The sequence below is a fragment of the Streptomyces sp. NEAU-W12 genome (assembly GCF_026242095.1).
GTDB lineage: Bacteria > Actinomycetota > Actinomycetes > Streptomycetales > Streptomycetaceae > Streptomyces.
The window spans coordinates 225,559-247,373 of sequence record NZ_JAPJDM010000007.1 but is presented as its reverse complement, the minus strand read 5'-3'; the positions used below and the strand labels follow the sequence as shown (position 1 = coordinate 247,373).

Annotated in this window: 1 protein-coding gene (running past one end of the window); it reads left to right on the top strand. The window is 72.9% G+C overall.

All coding sequences use genetic code 11. The annotated features are described in order from the left end of the window. Nucleotides 1-671: 671 nt before the first annotated feature. On the top strand, nt 672-21,815 hold the 5' portion of the coding sequence (locus ORI94_RS11205) for an SDR family NAD(P)-dependent oxidoreductase (RefSeq protein ID WP_266074327.1). Its footprint extends 6,951 nt past the window's final position; 21,144 of the gene's 28,095 nt are visible here — the first part of the coding sequence; the start codon lies at nt 672-674; its stop codon lies off the right edge, out of view.

Here is a 21,815-nt window from a genome sequence, read left to right as displayed (position 1 = left end):
CTGGCGAGTCAACCGCCTCCGGACGTGCTCGGGTTCACAAAGACTCCGCGCCGCACGGTGTGACGTCGTGCTGGCAACGTCCGAGACCTGCGACGACGCGGTTGTCGACCCGTCTCGGGCGTTCGGTGGACCCCGGGTGGGCAGCACCGCCCGCAGTAAAAATCGATCAAGCTATTTCAACTGCCTTGACGCGCAACTCCTTTGGGGTAGCGTACTTGCAGTCCGAATGAATGTGCGTAGCGTAGCTGTCGGGGGGACGAGGGTATGGCCGTGGAAGGGCAGGCGCGCAGACGCGTCGCGGAGGTTCTGCGTACTTTTCCGGACGCGCGAACCGGGTCTTCCGGTCTGTGGGGCTCGGCCGCGGCAGGTCCGGCAAACCGCCGGCCTCGACGATGAGTTCGTTCGCAATACACGTGCCGTTCGTTGTCGTGCAAGGCACCTGCTCGCTCTTCGGTGCCAAACGTGAACGCGACGCGGCTTCGAAGAAGATCACGCTGAGAGTGTGATCCGGCAAATGCCGGTGGGCAACGGGGCCCGCGCGGACGGTGGTTGTGCCGCTGTCCTGATCCGCTGTCGGTCCCACGAAAAAGTCGAAGTCCTTTCCTGATCGCCGTCCCCTCGGTTGTGGCACGCCTTGATCGGGATGTCGGGGTTTGAAAGAGGGCTTTCCTGTGCAGAGCAACGACATCGCCATCATCGGCATGGCCTGCCGGTTCCCCGGAGCCGACGACTACCGCCAGTTCTGGACCACTGTGGAGAGCGGTCGCTCGCACATCGGCGAGGTGCCGGGCAGCCGTTGGGACTGGCGGGCGTACGCCGACACCGAGGGTTCGGGAACCAGCAGGTGGGGCGCCTTCCTCACGGACGTGGCGGGCTTCGACGCCGCGTTCTTCCGGGTGTCCCCGCTGGAGGCGGAGAGCATGGACCCGCAACAGCGGATCATGCTGCACCTCGTCTGGTCCTGCTTCGAGGACGCCGCCGTACGCCCCACCGAGCTGGCCGGCAGTGACGTCGGGGTCTTCATCGGCGCTTTCAACCTGGACTACAAGGGCCTGCAGGAGACGAAGGTGCGCGAGCCGGCCGCACACCACGCCACGGGGACCGCGGGCGCCGTCATCGCCAACCGCGTGTCCCACTTCTTCGACTTCACCGGCCCCAGTGTGACCGTCGACACCGCGTCCTCCGCCTCGCTGGACGCCGTGCACCTGGCCGTGCGGTCCCTGCGGCAGAAGGAGTGCGGCGTCGCGATCGCGGGCGGCATCAGCCTGGTGCTGACGCCCGAGCGGACCGTTTCCTTCTCCAAGGTCGGCATGCTGTCCCCGACCGGCTCCTGCAAGACCTTCGACGAACGCGCCGACGGCTACGTGCGCGGCGAGGGCGGCGGCCTGGTGCTGCTCAAGCCGCTCGCGGACGCCGTCCGCGACGGCGACAGCATCCACGGTGTCATCAGGGGCAGCGCCGTCAGCCACGGCGGACGGACCCGCAGCCTCACCTATCCCAGCGCGGAAGCGCAGGCCAGGGTCGTCTCGAAGGCGCTCGCCCAGGCGGGCGTCGAGCCCCGGACCGTCACTTACGTCGAAGCGCACGGCACCGGCACGCCGACCGGCGACCCGATCGAGATCCGCGGCCTGGTGGAAGGGTTCCGCGAGGCCCGGGGCGACGACGCGGCCCCCGGACCGTACAACTACTGCGGACTCGGCTCCGCCAAGCCCAACATCGGCCACCTCGAACCCGCCGCGGGCATCGCGGGCGTCATCAAGACCCTGCTCGCGATGGAGCACGGCAAGATACCCGGCCTGCCGGAGTTCACGAAGCTCAACCCCGCCATCACGCTCGACAGGACGCCCTTCTACATAGCCGACGCCACACGGGAGTGGGAGGCGCCGCGCTCGGAGACGGGCGAGCCGCTGCCGCGCCGCGCCGGGGTCAGCTCGTTCGGCTTCGGCGGTACGAACGCGCACGTGGTCCTGGAGGAGGCGCCGACCGGCGAGCCGGTCACGCCGCGCGCCAGACCCGCCTACCTGCTCTGCCTGTCCGGCAGGACCGAAACGGCGTTGCGGCGCCGGGTCGTTGACCTGGCGGACTGGCTCGGGCGCGCGGACGCAGCCGCCGAGACCGGCGCCGCGCCCGCCGACGTCGACCTGATGGACCTCAGCGCGACGCTGCTGCTGGGACGGGAACACTTCGGCGTCCGGGCGGCCTTCGTCGTACGCGGCGCCGACGAACTGCGCGACGCACTGGGCCGCTTCCCGCACGAGGGCCGCGCCGCCGACCGCTTCCACAACCTCGACGCGGACAGGAGCGCGGACGCGCAGGCGACGGGCCCGGAACTCCCCGGCTTCCGCCTCGGCGCCGAACACCCCGAATCCGCATACACCCAGCACCTCTTTGACCTGGCCGAAGCCTTCGCCGCGGGCGCCGACCTCCGCGTGCGTGACCTCTTCGCCGGGATCCGTACCGAGAAGCTCCGGCTGCCCACGTACCCGTTCGACGCACAGCGGTACTGGATCACGGCCGGCCCCGCGCCCGAAGCCCCGGCCGAGCAGCTCCCTGCGGCGCGGAGCGACCGGCCGGAGGTCGCGGACCTGGTCCTGGCAGACCTCCGCCGCATCGCCTCCGGCGTCCTCAAACTGCCGACGGACGGCATCCAGCCGGCCGACAAGCTCTCCGACCTGGGCTTCGACTCGGTCGGCAACACCCGGCTGGCCGCCGAGCTGAACGAGCACTACGGGATCGACCTCACGCCGTCGGACCTCTACACGCACTTCACCCTGGGCATGATCCGGGACCATCTGCTCCAGGACCACGGCGACACCGTCGCGCGGACGTACGAGACGTATGAGGGGACCACCGGTCAGCTGCCCGCTCGGCAGGACAGCGTCCCCGCGCCCCGGCCGGAGTCCGCCGCCGCACCGGCCGCTCCGGCCAGGGGGCCCGGCGACGACATCGCCGTCATCGGTCTGAGCGGACGCTTCCCGCAGGCGCGGACCGCCGATGACCTCTGGGACATCATCGCGGGCGGCCGGGACGTGGTCGGGCCCCTCCCGGCACAGCGGCGACGGGACTGGGCCGGTGCGCCCGGCGACTACGCGCCCAAGGGCGGATGGCTGCCCGGTGCCGCCGAGTTCGACCCGCTGTTCTTCGAGATCGTCCCCAGCGAGGCCGAAGCCATGGACCCCCGGCAGCGACTGCTGCTCCAGGAGTCGTGGCGGGCCCTGGAGGACGCGGGCTACGGCGCGCGGCAGCTGCGCGACAACACGATGGGCATGTTCGTCGGCGCCGAACAGGGCGACTACCAGCGGGTCGCCGGCAGCGACGAGACCCTCACCTCCGCCCACGACGGCATCCTGGCCTCCCGTCTCGGCTACTTCCTGAACTTCTCCGGACCGGTCATCGCGATCAACACGGCGTGCTCCGCCGGACTGGCCGCCGTCCACCAGGCATGCGCGAGCCTGCGCACCGGCGAGTGCGACACCGCGCTCGCCGCGGGCGTCAACATCCACGCGACCTCTCAGTTCTTCCAGCACGCCGACCGCGCCGGGATGCTCTCCGTCGACGGCGTCTGCCGCCCCTTCGACAAGCGGGCCAACGGCATGGTCGTGGGCGAAGCGGTCGCCGTCGTGGTGCTCAAGCCCCTGGCCAAGGCGCTGGCGGACGGGGACAGGATCCACGCCGTCATCAAGGGAAGCGGCATCAACTACGACGGCCGCACCAACGGCATCACCGCGCCCAGCAGGTCGGCGCAGTCCTCGCTGCTGCGCTCCGTGTACGAGCGGTTCGGCATCGACCCGGGCGAGATCGAGCACGTGGTGGCGCACGGCACCGGAACCCGGCTCGGCGACCCCATCGAGGTCAACGCCCTCGTCGACGCCTTCGCCCCGTACACCGACAAGAGGCAGTACTGCGCGCTGACTTCGGTCAAGAGCAACGTCGGGCACACCCTGGCCGCGTCCGGCGTGGTGAGCCTGATCGGCCTGGTCCAGTCGCTGCGGCACGAAACCCTGCCCGCGAGCCTGCACTGCGAGCAGGACAGCGACTACATCGACTGGGTGCACAGCCCCTTCTACGTCAACAAGGAGACCCGCCCCTGGAAGAGCGGACCGGGCAAGAAGCGGCTGGGCGCGGTCAGTTCCTTCGGGATCAGTGGAACCAACGCCCACGTCGTCGTCGAGGGGTACGACGCGCCGCAGCCCGCGGAGTCCACAGAGCCCGCGCGGCCCCACCTCCTCGTGCTCTCGGCCAAGACCGCCGAGGCGCTGAACGCCAGGGCCGCCGATCTGCTGGTCTTACTGGAGAGCAGGAGCCAGGACGAGGCGGGTCTCGCCCGGATCAGCGCCACGCTCCTGCTCGGCAGGCACCACTTCGCACACCGTTGCGCCCTGCTCGCGACGACGCCCGAGGAGGCCGCGCGACTGCTCCGCCTGGTGGTCGAAGGGCAGGAGGCGCCCCACGTGTTCCGGGGCGTGCGCCCACGGGACTTCGCACCGCAGGCCACGCTCGCCGAGTACGCCGGTCAGCTGGTCGAGCGCGCGGGCGGTCAGGTTGCCGACCGCAGCAAGCACCAGGACACCATGCGCGCGCTGGCCGACCTGTACCGGCAGGGTTACGACCTGGAGTGGGAGGGCCTGTTCGGCGAGCGGGTGCCGCAGGTCACGTCCCTGCCCACGTACCCCTTCGCCCGCGAGGAGTACTGGATCGAGGGGCGCCACGAGCCCGGTGCGGCACAGCCGCAGGGCGCGGGCCACGGGAGCGGGGACCGGGGGAGCCAGGACCTGCACTTCTACGTGCCGCGCTGGGTGGCGGCCGACCCCGCGGCGGGAACGGGCTCCGGTGCGACCCTGCTCGTCCTCGACGACGAACCGGCGCGCGTCGCGCTCTTCCGCCGCCACCACGCGGGAACCGTGGTCCAGGTGCGGTCCGGTGCGTCGTTCGCCGCGCACGCCGCGGACCACTACGTCGTCGACCGGCGCAGCCAGGTGGACTTCGACCGGCTGCTCAGCGCGGTGGGCCTGCCGGGGCGGACACCGCTCGCCGTCGTCAACCTCTGGCCCCTGGCATCGGACGGCGCGGACCGCACCGCCGAGCTGGAGAGCCTGCTCCACTTCTTCCGGGCGGCCCACCGCACCGGGCTCGAACACGAACTCCAGCACCTGTCCGTCGTGCCCGGCGGGCGGGGACCGGCCGGAGTGGCGGCGCAGTCGCTCTCGGGGTTCGCGCGCGCCATGACCCCGGTCAACCATCTGATCCGGATGAACACCCTCGAGTTCGACGGAGCGCCGGATGCCGAGTCCGTGGTGACCGGGGTGCTGGACGAACTCGGGGTCGGCGAGACGACGTCCGCACGTGGACAGGAAGTCCGGCTGGCCGGCGGCCTGCGCTCGACGCGGGTGCTGCGGCGCTGGACCGGCGGCGCGGACGCCCACTCCTCCGGGCTGCCGCTGAAGGAGAACGGCGTCTACCTCATCAGCGGCGGAGCGGGCCGACTCGGCGGCCACCTCGGCAAGTACCTCGCCGAGCAGTGCCGGGCGAGGCTCGTCCTGCTCGGCCGCAGGGCACCCGACGCGGGCCTGCGGGAGCGGATCGCGGTGCTGGAGGCGGCGGGCGCGCAGGTCGAGTACCTGCGCTGCGACGTCTCCGACCGCGACGCCGTGCGCGACGCCGTCGACGCCGCCCGGGCGCGGTTCGGCCGGCTGGACGGGGTCTTCCACAGCGCGGGCGTCATGGGCGGCAGTGACGTGATCACCGCGCCGAAGGCCGACTTCGACGGGGTCCTGGCGCCCAAGATGCACGGCACCGTCCACCTGGACGAGCTGACGCGAGACGAATCGCTGGACTTCTTCGTGCTGTTCTCGTCGATCGCCGCCCACCTCGGCGACTTCGGGCAGGGGAGCTACGCCGCCGCCAACCGCTTCCTCGACGCCTACGCCCACCACCGCGAGGCGCTGCGGGCCGAGGGCGAGCGCCGCGGCCGGACCATCTCGGTCGACTGGCCCTACTGGGACGAGGGCGGCATGCTCGGGGACATCGAACAGGACGCCACGTCGAAGGCCCTCTACTTCGACCACTCCGGCCTGCGCGGCCTGGGGACGTCCGAGGGCATCGAGGCGCTGATGACGATCCTGGCCTCGGACGAGACACAGGTCGTGGTGGCCAAGGGCGAGCGGGAGAAGATCGAGCGGGTCCTGCGCGTCGCCGAACGCGAGCAGGCCGACACCGTCGCCCGGCGCGAGCCCGAGCCGGTGCGGCCCGCCGCGGAACCGGCCGCCGGGGCTGCCGGTTCGACCGGGGAGACAGGGGCGGCTGCCCCCGACCTGCTCACCGGAGCCGTCGACTACCTCAGGGGCAAGATCTCCCAGGTCTTCAAGATCAAGCCGGAGCGCGTCGACGCCGCCGCCGAACTCGGCGAGTACGGCATCGAGTCGATCCAGATCCTGGAACTGCTGCGGCTGCTGGGCAAGGACTTCGACTCCGTACCCGGCACGCTGTTCTTCGAGTACCGCACCATCCGCGACCTGGCCGGGTACTTGGTGCGCGAACACGCGGAGCGGATGACGGCACTGCTCGACACCGGCCGGGACGCCGCCGTGCCCACGCCTACGGCCGCGGCCCCCCGGGCGGCCACCGCGGGGCGGGCCCGGGTGACCGCGCGCGTCGAGGCGCCGAGCAGCACCGGGCAGGTGCGCGACGGCGGCTCGGGGCGCTCCCGCGACGTGGCCGTCATCGGGATCAGCGGCCGCTACCCGCACGCCGCCGACCTGGACCGGTTCTGGGACGTGCTGCGCAAGGGCGAGGACTGCGTCGAGGAGATACCGCCGCACCGGTGGGACAAGGACGCGTACTACGACCCCGAGGCCAAGCCCGGCAAGACCACCAGCAAGTGGGGCGGCTTCATCGACGGGGCCGGGAAATTCGACGCCATGTTCTTCGGCATCCCGCCCAAGCGGGCCGCCGCGATGGACCCGCAGTCCCGGCTCGTCCTCCAGGCGGCCTGGGCCGCCATGGAGGACGCCGGGTACACCCGGCAGGGCCTCAACCCCGACGGGACCGCCAAGGTCGGCGTGTACCTGGGCATGACCTGGAACGAGTACCAGCTCTACAGCGGCCAGGACGTGTCCGACCGCGCGGAGGCCGCCAACCTCGTCTCGTACTTCCTCGACCTCCACGGGCCGAGCCTCACCGTCGACACGGCCTGCGCGTCCTCGCTGTACGCGGTCGCCATGGCGTGCGAGAGCATCAGGAGCGGTGAGACGTCGATGGCCTTCGCGGCGGGCGTGAACCTGTCGCTGCACCCGAACAAGTACGTGGCGCTCAGCCAGCTGAACTTCCTCGCCTCCGACGGACGCTGCCGCTCGTTCGGCGAGGGCGGCACCGGGTACGTCCCCGGGGAGGGCGTGGGCTGCCTCTTGCTCAAGCCCCTGGACCGGGCCGTCGCGGACGGCGACCACGTGCACGCCGTGATCCGGGGCGTGGCGACGCGGCACGGGGGCAAGACCAACGGCACCACCGTGCCCAACCCGGTGGCACAGGCCGACCTGATGGTCGCCACGCTGCGGGACGCGGGGGTCTCCGCGGACGACGTCAGCTACGTCGAGGCGCACGGGACCGGTACGTCGCTGGGCGACCCGGTCGAAATCACCGGTCTGACCCGGGCGTTCCGCGAGGACACCGACAGGACGGGGTTCTGCTCGATCGGCTCGGTCAAGTCGAACATCGGTCACCTGGAGGCCGCGGCGGGCATCGCGGGCATCACCAAGGTGGTCCTGCAGATGCGGCACGGCATGCTCGCGCCCTCGCTGCACGCGAGGCGGCTGAACCCCTACATCGACTTCGCGGACTCGCCGGTGCGCGTGCAGCAGGAGTTGGAACCGTGGCGGCGGCCCACGCGGACCGTCGCGGGACTGACCACGCAGGTGCCCCGCATCGCGGCCGTCTCCTCGTTCGGCGCCCACGGCGCCATCGCCAGCGTGCTGATCGAGGAGTACGCCGATCAGGACGACCGGCCGGTGCCCGATGCGGCACCCGAGCTGGTGGTGCTGTCGGCGAAGAACGCCGAGCGCCTGCGGGAGAAGGCGCGCGAGCTGCTGCGCTGGCTCCCGGAAGGGGGCCTGAGCGCCCGGCTCGGAGACATCGCGTACACGCTGCAGACCGGTAGGGAGGCCATGGAGGAGCGGCTCGCCCTGCTGGTGGCGAGCCGGGCCGAACTGCACGACAAGCTGCGGGCCTTCCTCGACAAAACCGAGGACGTCGACGGCGTGCGCCACGGCCGTACGCGGCGCACCCGCGAAGCGCTCGCGGAGTTCGCGGCCGACGAGCAGCGGCAGCGGACGGTGCGGCACTGGCTGGAGCGCGGTGACCACGCGGAACTGATGGACATCTGGACGGACGGCTTCGACGTGGACTGGGAGCACCTCGCGCGCGCCGCGGCGCCGCGCCGCGTCCCCCTGCCCACCTATCCCTTCGCGGCCGAGCACCACTGGGCCACCGCCCCGTACGCGGCGGCAGCCGTCGCCGGGGAGGGCGGCGCACCGTCGCACCCGCTGGTGCACGCCAACACGTCGACGCTGGAGGTCCAGCGGTTCGACTCGGTGTTCTCCGGTGACGAGTTCTTCCTGCGGGACCACGTCGTCAGGGGCGACCGCGTGCTGCCGGGCGTGGCGTACCTGGAGATGGCACGGGCGGCGGTGACGGCTTCCGTCGAGAGCCACCCCGGCGGGCTGACGCTGCGCAACGTGGTGTGGGCGCGCCCCGTCAAGGCCGGCGAGCGGCTCGTCCGGGTCCGCACGGAGCTGTACGCCGCCGGGGACGGCGAGGTCGCGTTCGAGGTCTCCAGCCTCCCGGACGCGGCCGGGGAAGAGGCGGTGCCCGTGGTACACAGCCAGGGTGTGGCGTCGCTCGGCGAACCGGAGCCCGTCGGCCCGGTCGACCTGGAGGGGCTGCGGGCCGCGTGCGAGGGCCCGCGGCTCGACGCGGGCCACTGCTACCGGGCGTACGAACGCTTCGGCCTGGCGTACGGGCCCGCGCACCGCGGGGTCGAGAGCCTGTGGGCCGGGGACGGCCAGGTGCTCGCCCGGTTGCGGCTGCCCGCCGAAGTGCACGGCTCGCTCGACGCGTTCGTGCTGCACCCGAGCCTGCTGGACTCGGCGCTCCAGGCGGCGATCGGTCTGGACGCGCAGGACGCGGCCCGCATCCCGTTCGCGCTGGACGAGCTGCGGGTCTTCGGACCGTGCCACGAGGTGATGTGGGCCTGGGTGCGCCGCAGCGTCGACGACAGGCCGGCGAGCCGGGTGCGCAAGCTCGACATCGACCTGTGCGACGAGTCGGGCGCCGTGGCCTGCCGGTTCACGGGGTTCTCCGCCAGGCCGTACGAGACCGGAGACACGGCCGCGCGGCCGTCCCGCCCGGAGCTGCCCGGCAGGGCCGCCCCCGACCCGCAGGACGCCGCCCCCGCCGCACCGGCTGCCCCCGCCGCACCGGCCGATGCGGCCGTGAACGGGGACGGGCTCGACGAGCGGACCTCCCGGTACCTCATCGGGCTGCTGGCGTCGGAGCTGGGCCTGGCCGCGGACCGGATCGACGCCGACGACGCGTTCGAGGTGTACGGCATCGACTCCGTCATGACGATGGCCCTGACCACCAGGCTTGAGCAGGTCTTCGGCTCGCTGCCCAAGACGCTGTTCTTCGAGTACCAGAGCATCCGCGCCCTGACGGAGTACTTCCTCCAGGCCCACGAGGCCGAGCTGGGGGAACTGCTCGGTGCGGACGCGCCGACGGCGGCGAGCGGTCCGCCCCACGCGGGCACCGAACCGGACGCCGGTGCCGGGCACGCCGCCGACGAGGGCGCCGCAGGTGCCCCCGCCTCGGCCGCCTGTTCGGCCGCGGCGTCCCGGCGGCGCTTCGCCCAGGTGACCCGGCGCGTGGCGCGGCCCCGTCCCGAGGCCGCCGCGGGCTCCGTCGACGTCGCGGTCATCGGCCTGGCGGGGCGCTACCCGCAGGCGCGGAACGTACGGGAGTTCTGGCGGAACCTGGCCGAGGGCAGGGACTCCGTCACCGAGGTGCCGCGCGACAGGTGGGACCACGGCCAGTTCTTCGACCCGGACGTCAACGCCGCCGACAGGACGTACTCGAAGTGGGGCGGCTTCCTGGACGGGGCCGACCGCTTCGACCCGCTGTTCTTCAACATCTCTCCGCGTGAGGCGGAGTACATGGACCCGCAGGAGCGGCTGTTCCTGGAGTGCGTCCAGGAGACGTTCGAGGACGCCGGGTACACCCGTGCCGCGCTCGGCCGCGACCGCGCCGATGGCGGCCCCGGCGGCAACGTCGGTGTGTTCGTGGGGGTGATGTACGAGGAGTACCAGCTGTACGCGGCGCAGGAGCAGGCAAGGGGCCGCAACCTCACGCTGGCGGGCAGCGCCTCGTCGATCGCCAACCGCGTCTCGTACTTCTTCGACCTGCACGGGCCGAGCATGGCCGTCGACACGATGTGCTCCTCGTCGCTCACGGCGATCCAGCTGGCGTGCCAGAGCCTGCTGACACGCGGCTGCGAGCTGGCCGTCGCGGGCGGGGTCAACCTCTCCGTGCACCCCAACAAGTACCTGATGCTCGCGGGCGGCAAGTACCTGTCGAGCAAGGGGCGGTGCGAGAGCTTCGGCCAGGGCGGCGACGGCTACGTGCCCGGCGAGGGCGTCGGCGCCGTCCTGCTGAAGCCGCTGGCGACGGCCGAGGCGGACGGCGACACGATCCACGGCGTGATCCGGGGCGTGGCCGTCAACCACGGCGGCAAGACGAACGGCTACTCCGTCCCCAACCCCCGTGCGCAGTACGACGTCGTCGGCCGGGCACTGCGGGAAGCGGGCGTCGACGCGCGGTCGGTGGGCTACGTCGAGGCGCACGGCACCGGTACGTCGCTCGGCGACCCGATCGAGGTCGCGGGCCTGACGCGGGCGTTCCGCGAGTACTCCGACGACCACCAGTTCTGCGCGATCGGCTCGGCGAAGAGCAACATCGGCCACGCCGAGAGCGCCGCCGGTATCGCCGGGCTCACCAAGGTGCTGCTCCAGATGAAGCACGGGCAGCTGGTGCCCTCGCTCCACTCCGAGGTGCTGAACCCGTACATCGACTTCGCGAACAGCCCCTTCTTCGTGCAGCGCGGGCTGACCGAGTGGCAGCGCCCGCTGTCGGCCGACGGCACGGAACTGCCGCGCATCGCAGGGGTCTCCTCCTTCGGCGCCGGCGGCTCCAACGCCCATCTGATCGTGGAGGAGTACCTTCCCGGTCCGGCGCGCGGTCGCCCGCAGGAGGGCTCCGAGGTCGTCGTGCTCTCCGCGCGGACCCCGGACGCCCTGCGGGAGCGCGCCGAGCAGTTGGTCGAGTGGCTGGCCGACGAGGACGGCGCCGTGGCCTCGCTCGCCGACGTCGCGCACACCCTGCGGACGGGCCGGGACGCGTTCGAGGAGCGCCTCGGTCTCGTGGCGGACACCACCGCTGACCTCGCCGCCAAGCTGACGCGCCACCTCGCCGACGAGGACGTTCCCGGTCTGCACCGGGGCACGGTCAAGCGGCGCCAGGACGACGCGCTCCAGCTCTTCGCCGCGGACGACGACATGGCCCGCACGCTGAGCGCGTGGGCGGAGAAGGGCAAGTTCGACAAGCTGCTCCAGCTGTGGGTGACGGGCGTGGCCGTCGACTGGGGCAGGCTCCCCCGGCGGGGCGCGGCGCGGCGCATCCCGATGCCGGCCTACCCCTTCCAGCGCGAGCGCTACTGGCCCGCCACGAGTACGGAGACCGAGCCTTCGGCGCGGGCGGCGGCCCGGCTCCACCCGCTGGTGCACACGAACACCTCCAGTCTGACCGGCCAGCGGTTCGCTTCGGTGTTCACCGGGGACGAGTTCTTCCTGGCCGACCACCGGGTGCACGGTGAGCGTGTGCTCTCCGCCGCCGCCTGCCTCGAACTGGCGCGGGCCGCCGTCGAGGCGTCGCTGGACGAGCCGCACGGAGCGCCGGCCATCGCCGACGTCGTGTGGGCGCGGCCGGTGACCGTCGGCGAGGGGCACCGGGGCATCGAGGTACGCCTGCTGCCCAGGGGAGCGGACGAGATCGGCTACGAGATCGTCGGCCTGCGCTCCGGTGCCGATCCGGTGGTCCACGGCGAGGGCGTGGTGCGTCTGCCGCAGGAGCCCACCACGGGCTCCGAGTTGGACATCGAGCGCCTGCGCGCGCAGTGCGCGAGCGCCACGGTCGACGCCGACCAGGTGTACGACCGGTTCCTGGCGCAGGGCATCGCGTACGGCCCCGGGCACCGGGGCGTCGAGCGCCTGTGGATCGGCGAAGGCCAGGCCGTGGCCCGGCTGAGGCTGCCGGACGCCGTCGGCGCGACCCTGGGGAGCTACGGGCTGCACCCCGCCCTGCTGGACTCCGCGTTCCAGGCGTGCGTCGGACTGGTGCCGGGCGACGGGGCCCGGCGCGAGCCGCTGCTGCCGTTCGCCGTGGACGAGGTGCGGGTGCTCGGCGCGTGCACCGCGTCGATGTGGGCCTGGGTGCGTGGCGCCGCCGCGCAGGCGTCCGCCGGTGCCTCGGTGCGCCGCCTCGACATCGACATCTGCGACGACGCGGGCAAGGTGTGCATCCGGCTCAGGGGCGTCTCGCTGCGGGCGCTGCCCGCCGAGCAGCCCACGGGCGAGCTGCTCGCCTCACCGCGCTGGGTCGCCCACGACCGGACGCGGGACGCGGACGAGGCGGAGAGCACGCCCGTCGCGCTGGCCCTGCTCATCGGTCTGCCCGAGGTCGCGCAGGTGCTGCGGGCGCGCGGGACCGGGCGGGCCGTGCTCCTGGACTCCCCGGCGACGAGCGTCGACGAGCGGTACTCCGACTACGCGCGGCAGGTCTTCTCGCGGGTCAAGGAGTTGCTCGGCGAGCGGACGCACCACGCCGCGCGCGTCCAGCTCGTCGTCCCGGCCGATGCGGACGCGTGGCTGTGGACGGGCCTGGCGGGCATCCTCAAGACGGCTCGGATGGAGAACCCGCGTGTCTCGGGCCAGTTGGTCATGGTCGACCCGCAGGACGGGCCGGAGCGTGCCGCTTCCCAGGTGGACGCCGACCGGGCCGTGCCCCAGGACACGGCGGTCCGGTACCGGGCCGGTGTGCGCGAGGTGCTGCGGTGGCGCGAGTTCGAGGGCGCGCCCGAGCCGCGGCTGCCGTGGAAGGACGGCGGCGTCTACCTGATCACCGGCGGTGCCGGCGGGCTGGGCGCGCTGTTCGCGCGGGACATCGCCACGAAGGCGGACCGGCCCCGGCTGGTGCTGACCGGGCGCACCGCGCCGGACGAGCGCAAGGACGAACTCCTGGAGCGGCTGCGGCTGCTGGGCGCGGAGGCAGAGTACCGGCAGGCTGACGTCGGCGTCGCCGAGGACGTCGCCGGGCTCGTGGACTGGACGCGCCGGAGGTACGGCGGGGTGGACGGCATCCTGCACTCCGCCGGGGTGCTCAGGGACGGTTTCATCCTGAGGAAGACGGCCGAGGACTTCTCCGCCGTCCTCGCCCCGAAGGTCTCGGGGCTGGTGCACCTGGACGCCGCGACCCAGGACGCCGACCTGGACTTCCTCGTCCTCTTCTCGTCCTTCACCGGTGCGTTCGGCAACGTGGGACAGGCCGACTACGCGGCGGCCAACGCGTTCATGGACGCGTTCGCGGCGTACCGGAACGGGCTCGTGGCACAGGGCGGGCGCCGGGGCCGCACGGTGTCGGTCAACTGGCCGCTGTGGGCCGACGGCGGGATGCACGTCGACGCGGGCGTCGAGCAGTGGCTGCGGGCGCAGTTCGGCCTGGTCCCGTTGCGCGAGGAGACCGGGGTGCGGGCCCTGTACCGGGCGCTGGCCGCACCGGAGGACCAGGTCCTCGTACTCGAAGGCGACCGGCCCCGGATGAGGCAGGCCCTGCTGGCCGCGGCCGAGCCCGAGGCCACGACCGCGCCACGGCGCACGGAGGACCGTCGCCCAGTGCAGTCGTCGCCGTCGACGCCGGAAGCGGCCGAGAAGGCAGAACAGGCGGTCAGCGCGCGGACGCCTGGGACGTCCCAGGCCCTGGCCGGCCGGGCCGAGGCGTACTTCAAGAAGCAGCTGTCGACGGTGATCAACCTGCCCCCGGCCAAGATCGACTCTGAGGCGACGCTCGACGACTACGGCGTCGACTCCGTCATGACGATGGACATGACGCGGGCCCTTGAGGAGGTCTTCGGGTCGCTGTCGAAGACCCTCTTCTTCGAGTACCGCACCATCGAGGCGCTCGCCGCGCACTTCCTCGAAGCCCACCCGGGGCGCATGCGCGACCTGTTGTCCGCGGGCGAGGGTGGTGCCGGTGCCGGTGCCGGGGGAGCGGTGCACGCCGCCACGGCGAGCGCCGCCGAGCGGCAGCGCGCGTGGCGCGTCTCCGCCGCGCTTCCCGCACGGGCCGCCGCCCCGGAGACCGTTCCCACGGGGCGGACGGACATCGCGATCGTCGGTCTGGCGGGCCGCTACCCGCAGGCGCGCGACGTGGCGGAGTTCTGGGAGAACCTGGCGGCGGGCCGGGACAGCGTCACCGAGGTCCCGGAGTCCCGCTGGGACCAAGGCCAGTTCTTCGACCCGCGCAAGGACTCCGTCGGCAAGTCGTACAGCAGGTGGGGCGGGTTCCTCGACGGTGCGTACGAGTTCGACCCGCTGTTCTTCAACATCTCGCCGCGCGAGGCGGAGAACATGGACCCGCAGGAGCGGCTGTTCCTCCAGTGCGTCCACGACACCCTGGAGGACGCCGGGTACACGCGGGGCGGCCCGAAGAGCCGGACCGGCAACGTGCTGGACGGGCGGGTCGGCGTGTTCGTCGGCGTGATGTACGAGGAGTACCAGCTCTACGGCGCCCAGAACCAGCTGCTGGGCGGCGCGGCGGCGGTGGCGGGCAGCTCGGCCTCCATCGCCAACCGGGTGTCGCACGTCTGCGGGTTCCACGGCCCGAGCATGAGTATCGACACGATGTGCTCGTCGTCGCTGACGGCCGTTCACCTCGCCTGCCAGAGCATCAGGTCGGGCGAGTCCGACGTGGCGGTCGCGGGCGGTGTCAACCTCTCGCTGCACCCGAACAAGTACCTGCTGCTGAGCCAGGGCAAGTTCGCCTCCACCGACGGCCGGTGCCGGAGCTTCGGCGCGGGCGGCGACGGATACGTGCCCGGCGAGGGCGTGGGCGCGGTCCTGCTGAAGCCGCTGGCGAAGGCGGTCGCCGACGGGGACCGGATCCACGGCGTCATCAAGGGGACCGCCGTCAACCACGGTGGTGGCGCCGGGGGTTACACGGTGCCGAGCCCCAGGGCGCAGTCGGAGGTGATCGGCCGCGCCCTGGAGAGCGCCGGGGTCGACGCGCGTGCGGTGAGCTACATCGAGGCGCACGGCACCGGGACCGCGCTGGGCGACCCGATCGAGATCACCGGTCTGTCGAACGCCTTCCGCGACCACACGGACGACAAGCAGTTCTGCGCGATCGGCTCGGTGAAGAGCAACATCGGCCACGCCGAGAGCGCCTCGGGCATCGCCGGGATCACCAAGGTGCTGCTGCAACTGCGGCACGGCAAGCTCGTGCCGTCCCTGCACGCGCGGACGCTGAACCCGCACATCGACTTCGCGGACACCCCGTTCGTCGTCCAGCGCGAACTGGCCGACTGGGAGCGGCCCGTGCTGCCCGGTGGCGGTACGGGTGAGCAGGGGCTGCGCGTCGCCGGGATCTCGTCCTTCGGCGCGGGCGGATCGAACGCCCACGTCGTCATCGCGGAGTACGTGCCGGACGGCCACGAGGACGGGTACCCGCTCGACACCGCGCTCGGCGCGGTGGTGCCGCTGTCGGCGCGCACCGAGGACGGGCTGCGGGCGCGGGCCGAGAACCTGCTGGAGTGGCTGGAGCAGCCGCGGAACGCGGTCGTCGAGCTGGCCGACGTGGCCTACACGCTGCAGGTCGGGCGGGAGGCGATGGAAGAGCGCCTGGGCGTACTCGCCGCGTCCGTGCCGGACCTGGTGGCGGCGTTGCGCGCCTTCCTGGCCCCCGACGGCCAGGGCGACGCGGCCGACGGCGCGGCCGGTGCCGTGGTGCGCGGCTCGACCAGGAACGAAAGCGGAGTGCGGACGTTGCTGGCCGCCGACGCCGATCTTGGCACGATGGTCGCGACCTGGGCGGGCAAGGGGAAGTACGACAAGCTCCTGGAGCTGTGGGCCAACGGCGTGCCCGTCGACTGGAGCGTCCTGTACGACGGCCGCACGCCGCGCCGCATCGGCCTGCCCGCCTACCCCTTCGCCCGCGAGCGCTACTTCCCGTTCGACGGCCAGCCGCTCACCACGGCGGAGCATGCCGGCGCGCTCCGGGCCGGTGCGCCCGTGCGGAGCGTGCGGCCCCTGGTCTTCACCGAGGACTGGGAGCCCGCGCCCCTGGAGGAAGTGACGGAGGGCCGGGCACGGCGGCTCGGCAGCATCGTCGTCCTGTGCGGCGGTGCCGAGCCCCAGGCCGAGGTCGCGCGGGCGGTCCGCGCGCTCGACCCCGACGCCCGCGTCGCCTTCGTCGCGCCGGGCGCCGCCTACCGCGAGATCTCCCCGGCTTCGTACGATGTCCGCACGGCGGAAGCGGGCGACTACGCGGACGCGTTCGCGGCCATCGCCGCGAGCCACGGCGGTATCGACGCCGTCTGGGACCTGTGGAAGCTGGCACCGGACTCGCGCCCGGACGACGTCAGTGAGGTCCTCCTCGCCCTCCGGGCCCTGGCCGGGGCCGGGGCAAACGCGCGGCGGTTCGTGCTCGCGGGCCAGTACCGCGACGGCGTCGGGCGCGCCCACCTCGAGGCGGCCATCGGCTTCGAGCGCTCGCTGGGACTCGTACTGCCGCAGACCGCGTTCACGGTCGTGCTCCAGGACGCCGCCGACCCGCGGCGGCCCGGCGGACTCGCGGACTGGGTCGGGCGGCTGGCCGCCGAAACGGGCCAGGAGACCGCGTCCAGCGCCCTGTACCGGGACGGCGTGCGCTACGTCAGTCGCGTCCGGCCGACGGAGCCGGCCGAGGCCCCCAGCGCCTTCAAGCGCGGCGGGACCTATCTCGTCACCGGTGGCCTCGGCGGCCTCGGCCTGCTCGTGGCCGGGCACCTCACCCGCACCTACGGGGCCAGCGTGGTGCTGACCGGCCGCTCCGCGCCCGACGCGGCACGCCAGGAGAAGCTGCGCGAACTCGGCGCGGACAAGGCCCTGTACGTGCAGGCGGACGTCTGCGACGCGGGCGACATGAAGCGCGTCCTGGCGCAGGCCCGTGAGCGGTTCGGAGCCGTGCACGGCATCATCCACGCTGCGGGCGTGGAGGGCGAGGGGAGCGTGCTGGACAAGAGCGTGGCCGCCTTCGAGCGCACCACGGCCGCCAAGGTCGCGGGCACGCTCGCGCTCGACGAGGCGCTGGCCGGTGAAGTCGTGGACTTCGTCTGCTACTTCTCCTCGACGTCCGCGGTGATCGGAGACTTCGGCACCTGCGACTACGCGTTCGGCAACCGCTTCCAGACGGCCTACGCCGTCCAGCGCGGCGAACGGGGCGCCGCCGGGGAGGTCTCCGGCAAGACCGCGGTGATCAACTGGCCGCTGTGGCGCGACGGAGGCATGCGCCTCGACGACGACGCGACCGACCTGTACCTGCGCTCCAGCGGCCAGGACTTCCTGGAGACGGAGGACGGACTGCGGCTCTTCGAGGCCCTGCTGGCCCAGGACGCCGTACAGCACGTGGTCGTGGTCGGGGAGCCGGGCCGGGTGCACCGCTTCCTCGGTCTGCCGCCGCAGCCGGCGGTCGCCGCGGCGGAGCACGCCGCCGCGTCCGTCACCGCGTCCGTCACCGCGCCCGCAGCGGCGCGCCCCGGGCCGTCGGCCAAGGACGTCTCCGAGGGACTGGACCAGGACCTGCGGGACATCATCCGCGGCGTCGTCAAGGTCTCGCCCGACAGGATCCACGAGGACGCCAACCTCTCCGAGTACGGCTTCGACTCGGTGAGCCTCGTCGAACTGGCCACCGGCATCGGCAAGCACATCGGCGTCGACATCACACCGTCGGTCTTCTTCAGCCACCCCACGCTCGGGAAGCTGCGGGGCCACCTCGTCGGCAAGCACAAGGACGCCCTCGACGCGCTGTACGGGGCGGCGTCAGCGCCGACGGCGGACGAACCCGCCGACGTACCCGAGGTGCCCGACGTGCCTGTCGTGCCCGTCGCGGAGGACCGGGCGGGGGCGGCACCTGCCGCGCAGGCGGCCCCCGTGCCGGTGGCGCGGTCCGCGGGCGGTGACGAAGCCGTGGCCGTCATCGGCATGAGCGGGCGCTTCCCCGGCGCGGGCGACGTCGACGAACTGTGGTCCGTCCTGGTGGAGGGGCGCGACGTCATCCGCCCGGTGAGCGCCGAACGGCTCGCGCTGTGGGGCGAGGCGCCCGACAGCCCGCTCGCCGCCTTCCGGTGCGGACAGCTCTCGGGTCCCGAGGAGTTCGACCCGCTGTTCTTCGGGATCTCCCCCAAGGAGGCCCGCACCCTCGACCCGCGTCAGCGGCTGCTCCTTCAGGAGTCGTGGCGGGCGCTGGAGGACGCGGCGTGGCAGCCGGGACCGCCGGGCAAGGTCGGCATGTTCGTGGGAGTCGAGCACGGCGACTACGAGAGCCTGGCCGAGAGCACGGGCGGCATCACCGCCAACCACGACGGTGTACTGGCCGCGCGGCTCGCCCACTTCCTCGATTTCACGGGCCCGGTCATGGCGATCAACACCGCCTGCTCGTCCGGGCTCGTCGCCGCCCACCAGGCGTGCCTGAGCATCCGCGAAGGCGAGTGCGACACGGCACTCGCCGCGGGCGTCAGCCTGATCACCACGCCCCGGCAGCTCACCGACATGCGGCAGGCGGGAATGCTGTCCGAGGACGGCGTCTGCCACGCCTTCGACGAGCGCGCCAACGGCATGGTGGCAGGCGAGGCCGTCGCCGTCGTCGTGCTGAAGCGGCTGTCGGCGGCCGTCGCTGACGGGGACCGGATCCACGGCGTCATCCGCGCCAGCGGGATCAACTACGACGGCAGGTCCAACGGCATCACCGCGCCCAACGGTGCCGCGCAGGTCGAACTCCTGCGGTCGACCTACGAGAAGTACGGCATCGACCCGGCGGAGATCGACCATCTGGTCGCCCACGGCACGGGAACGCGGCTCGGTGACCCGGTGGAGGTCAATGCGCTCAACGACGCCTTCACCGGCCTCACCGACAGGCGCCGGTACTGCGCGCTGACCTCGACCAAGCCCAACGTCGGTCACACGCTCGCGGCGTCCGGGCTGGTCAGCCTGATCGGGATCCTCCAGGCCATGCGCCACGAGACCATCCCGGCCAGCCTGCACTGCGAGCAGGAGAGCACGTACATCGACTGGCGGGACAGCCCGTTCTTCGTGAACCGGGCGAACAGACAGTGGCCGCGCACGGCGGGACGCGAGCGCGTCGCGGCCCTGAGCGCCTTCGGAATGAGCGGAACCAACGCACACATGGTGGTGGAGAGCTTCGTGACGTCCGAGACCGAGCCCGACTCGACGGAGCCCGCCCACCTCGTCGCCGTGTCGGCGAAGGACGCGGAGGCGCTGCGGCAGCGGGTCGCCGACCTGGTGGACTTCCTGGACGGCGGCGCCGGCGGGCACGGCCTGCGCGAGATCAGCGCGACGCTGCTCGACGGCCGGACCCACTTCCGGCACCGGTGCGCCGTGGTGGCCCGCGACACGGACGAGGCCGCGCGCCTGCTCCGCGACTGGCTGGGCGGCGCGGCCACGCCGGGCGCCGTCGACGGCAGCGTGCCCAAGGATTTCGTCCCGCGGACCGACGTGCTGGAGTCCGGCAACGGCCTGGTGCGCGAGGCGTACCGGCTGCGCCACGACCGGCAGGCGTTCACGGAGGCGCTGCGCGCCGCCGCCGGGCTCTACTGCCACGGGTACGACCTGGACTGGCGGGAGCTGTACGGCGGCAGGCGCCCGGCCCCCGTGTCGCTGCCCGGGTACCCGTTCGCCAAGCGGGGGTGCTGGCCCGCCGACGTCACGCGGCTGCCGGACGCGCCGCCGGCCGGAGCGGCCGAGGGAGTGGGCGTCGGCGCTGAGGGCGGGAGCGTCGACGACGCCCGGCTGCGGCAGGTGATCGCTGACTCCGGGAGCGGCCGGGGATTCGACGACGACCTCCTGTGCGGACTGCTGGTCGCGCAGTTGCGGGAGCTGGGCATGGCGGCGGAGGGCAGCGGCTCCGTCGCCGCCCTCCGAGGCCGCCTCGGGCCGGGCGGCGTCCACAGCCGCTGGCTCGACGAGAGCCTGCGGTTCCTGGCCGAGCACGGCTATCTGGAGCTGGACGCGGAGCGGTACGCGCCGACTCCGAGGGCGGTGGCGGACGGCGCCACCGCGTGGCGGCGCTGGGCGGCCGTCTGCCGGGACAACGGAGGCACGAACCCCTACGTCAACCTCATGGACCAGGCGATCCGCGGGTGCGCCGACGTCATCTCCGGACGCAGCAGGGGAACCGACGTGATCTTCCCCGACGCCTCCACGTCGCTGGTCGAAGGCGTCTACCGGCGCTGCGGCAGCGCCGAGGCCCTCAACGAGGTCGTCGCGGAGCAGGTGGCGGACCGCGTCGCGGCCCTGCTTGCCGCCGACCCCGGACGCCGGGTCCGCGTGCTGGAGATCGGCGCGGGTACGGGCGGCACCACCGAGAAGGTGCTGGGCGCGCTGGGCCGTCACCGGGACGCCGTCGCCGAGTACTGCTACACCGACGTCTCCGCCCACTTCCTGCGCACGGGCAAGCGGGAGTTCGGCGCCGCGCACCCGTACCTGCGCTACGAGCACTTCGACGTGGAGCGGAGCCCGGCGGAACAGGGCCTGGCCGAGGGGACGTACGACATCGTCCTCGCGACCAACGTCCTGCACGCCACCGGCGACGTCCGGGCGGCGGTGCGCCACGCGCGTGCCCTGCTGGGAGGCGACGGCACGCTCGTCCTGAACGAGCTGGCCGCCCGCACCCTGTTCTCGCACCTGACCTTCGGCCTGCTCGACGGATGGTGGCTCTACCGGGACCCGGAGCTGCGGATCGCCGGATGCCCCGCGCTGGAGCCCGACCGCTGGCGGTCGGTGCTGCGCGACGAGGGCTTCGCCGCGGTCTCCTTCCCCGCCGCCGCCGTCCACGGCGCCGGGCACCAGGTCGTCGTCGCCCGCACCGGCGCGGCGGCGACCGCGCCGGACGCGGGCCGCCAGGACCTCGGCACGCGGATCAGCGGCGCGGACGACCGCGGGACGTACGACCGCGCCGCGTACGAGCCGGACGCGCGCGAACTCGACGCGCACGTGCGGCGCGAGATCGTGGCACAGCTCCAGAGGGCCCTGGAGCTGGAGGAGCACGAGATCCACGTCGAGGGCTCGTTCGCGGACTACGGCGTGGACTCCATCGTCGGCGTGCAACTCGTCCGGGACCTCAACGAGACCCTCGGCGGGGTACTGGAACCCACCGACCTGTTCGACCACAGTTCGGTCCAGCGCCTGGCCGCCTACGTCACCGAGAACTTCGCGGAGCGGATCGGCGCCCGCCTGGTGCGGCCCGCTCAGGACCAGAAGGCCGCGCCCCCCACGGCGGGCGAGGCGGACACGGCATACACAGCGCACACCGCACCCCCGGCACCCCCCGCGCCCGAGGTGCTCGCGGCGGGGCCGGCCGGTGCGGACGTGGTGCCGGCCGGGCGCGCCGAACCGCACCCGGAGCCGATCGCCATCGTCGGCATGAGCGGCCGGTTCGGCCGCGCG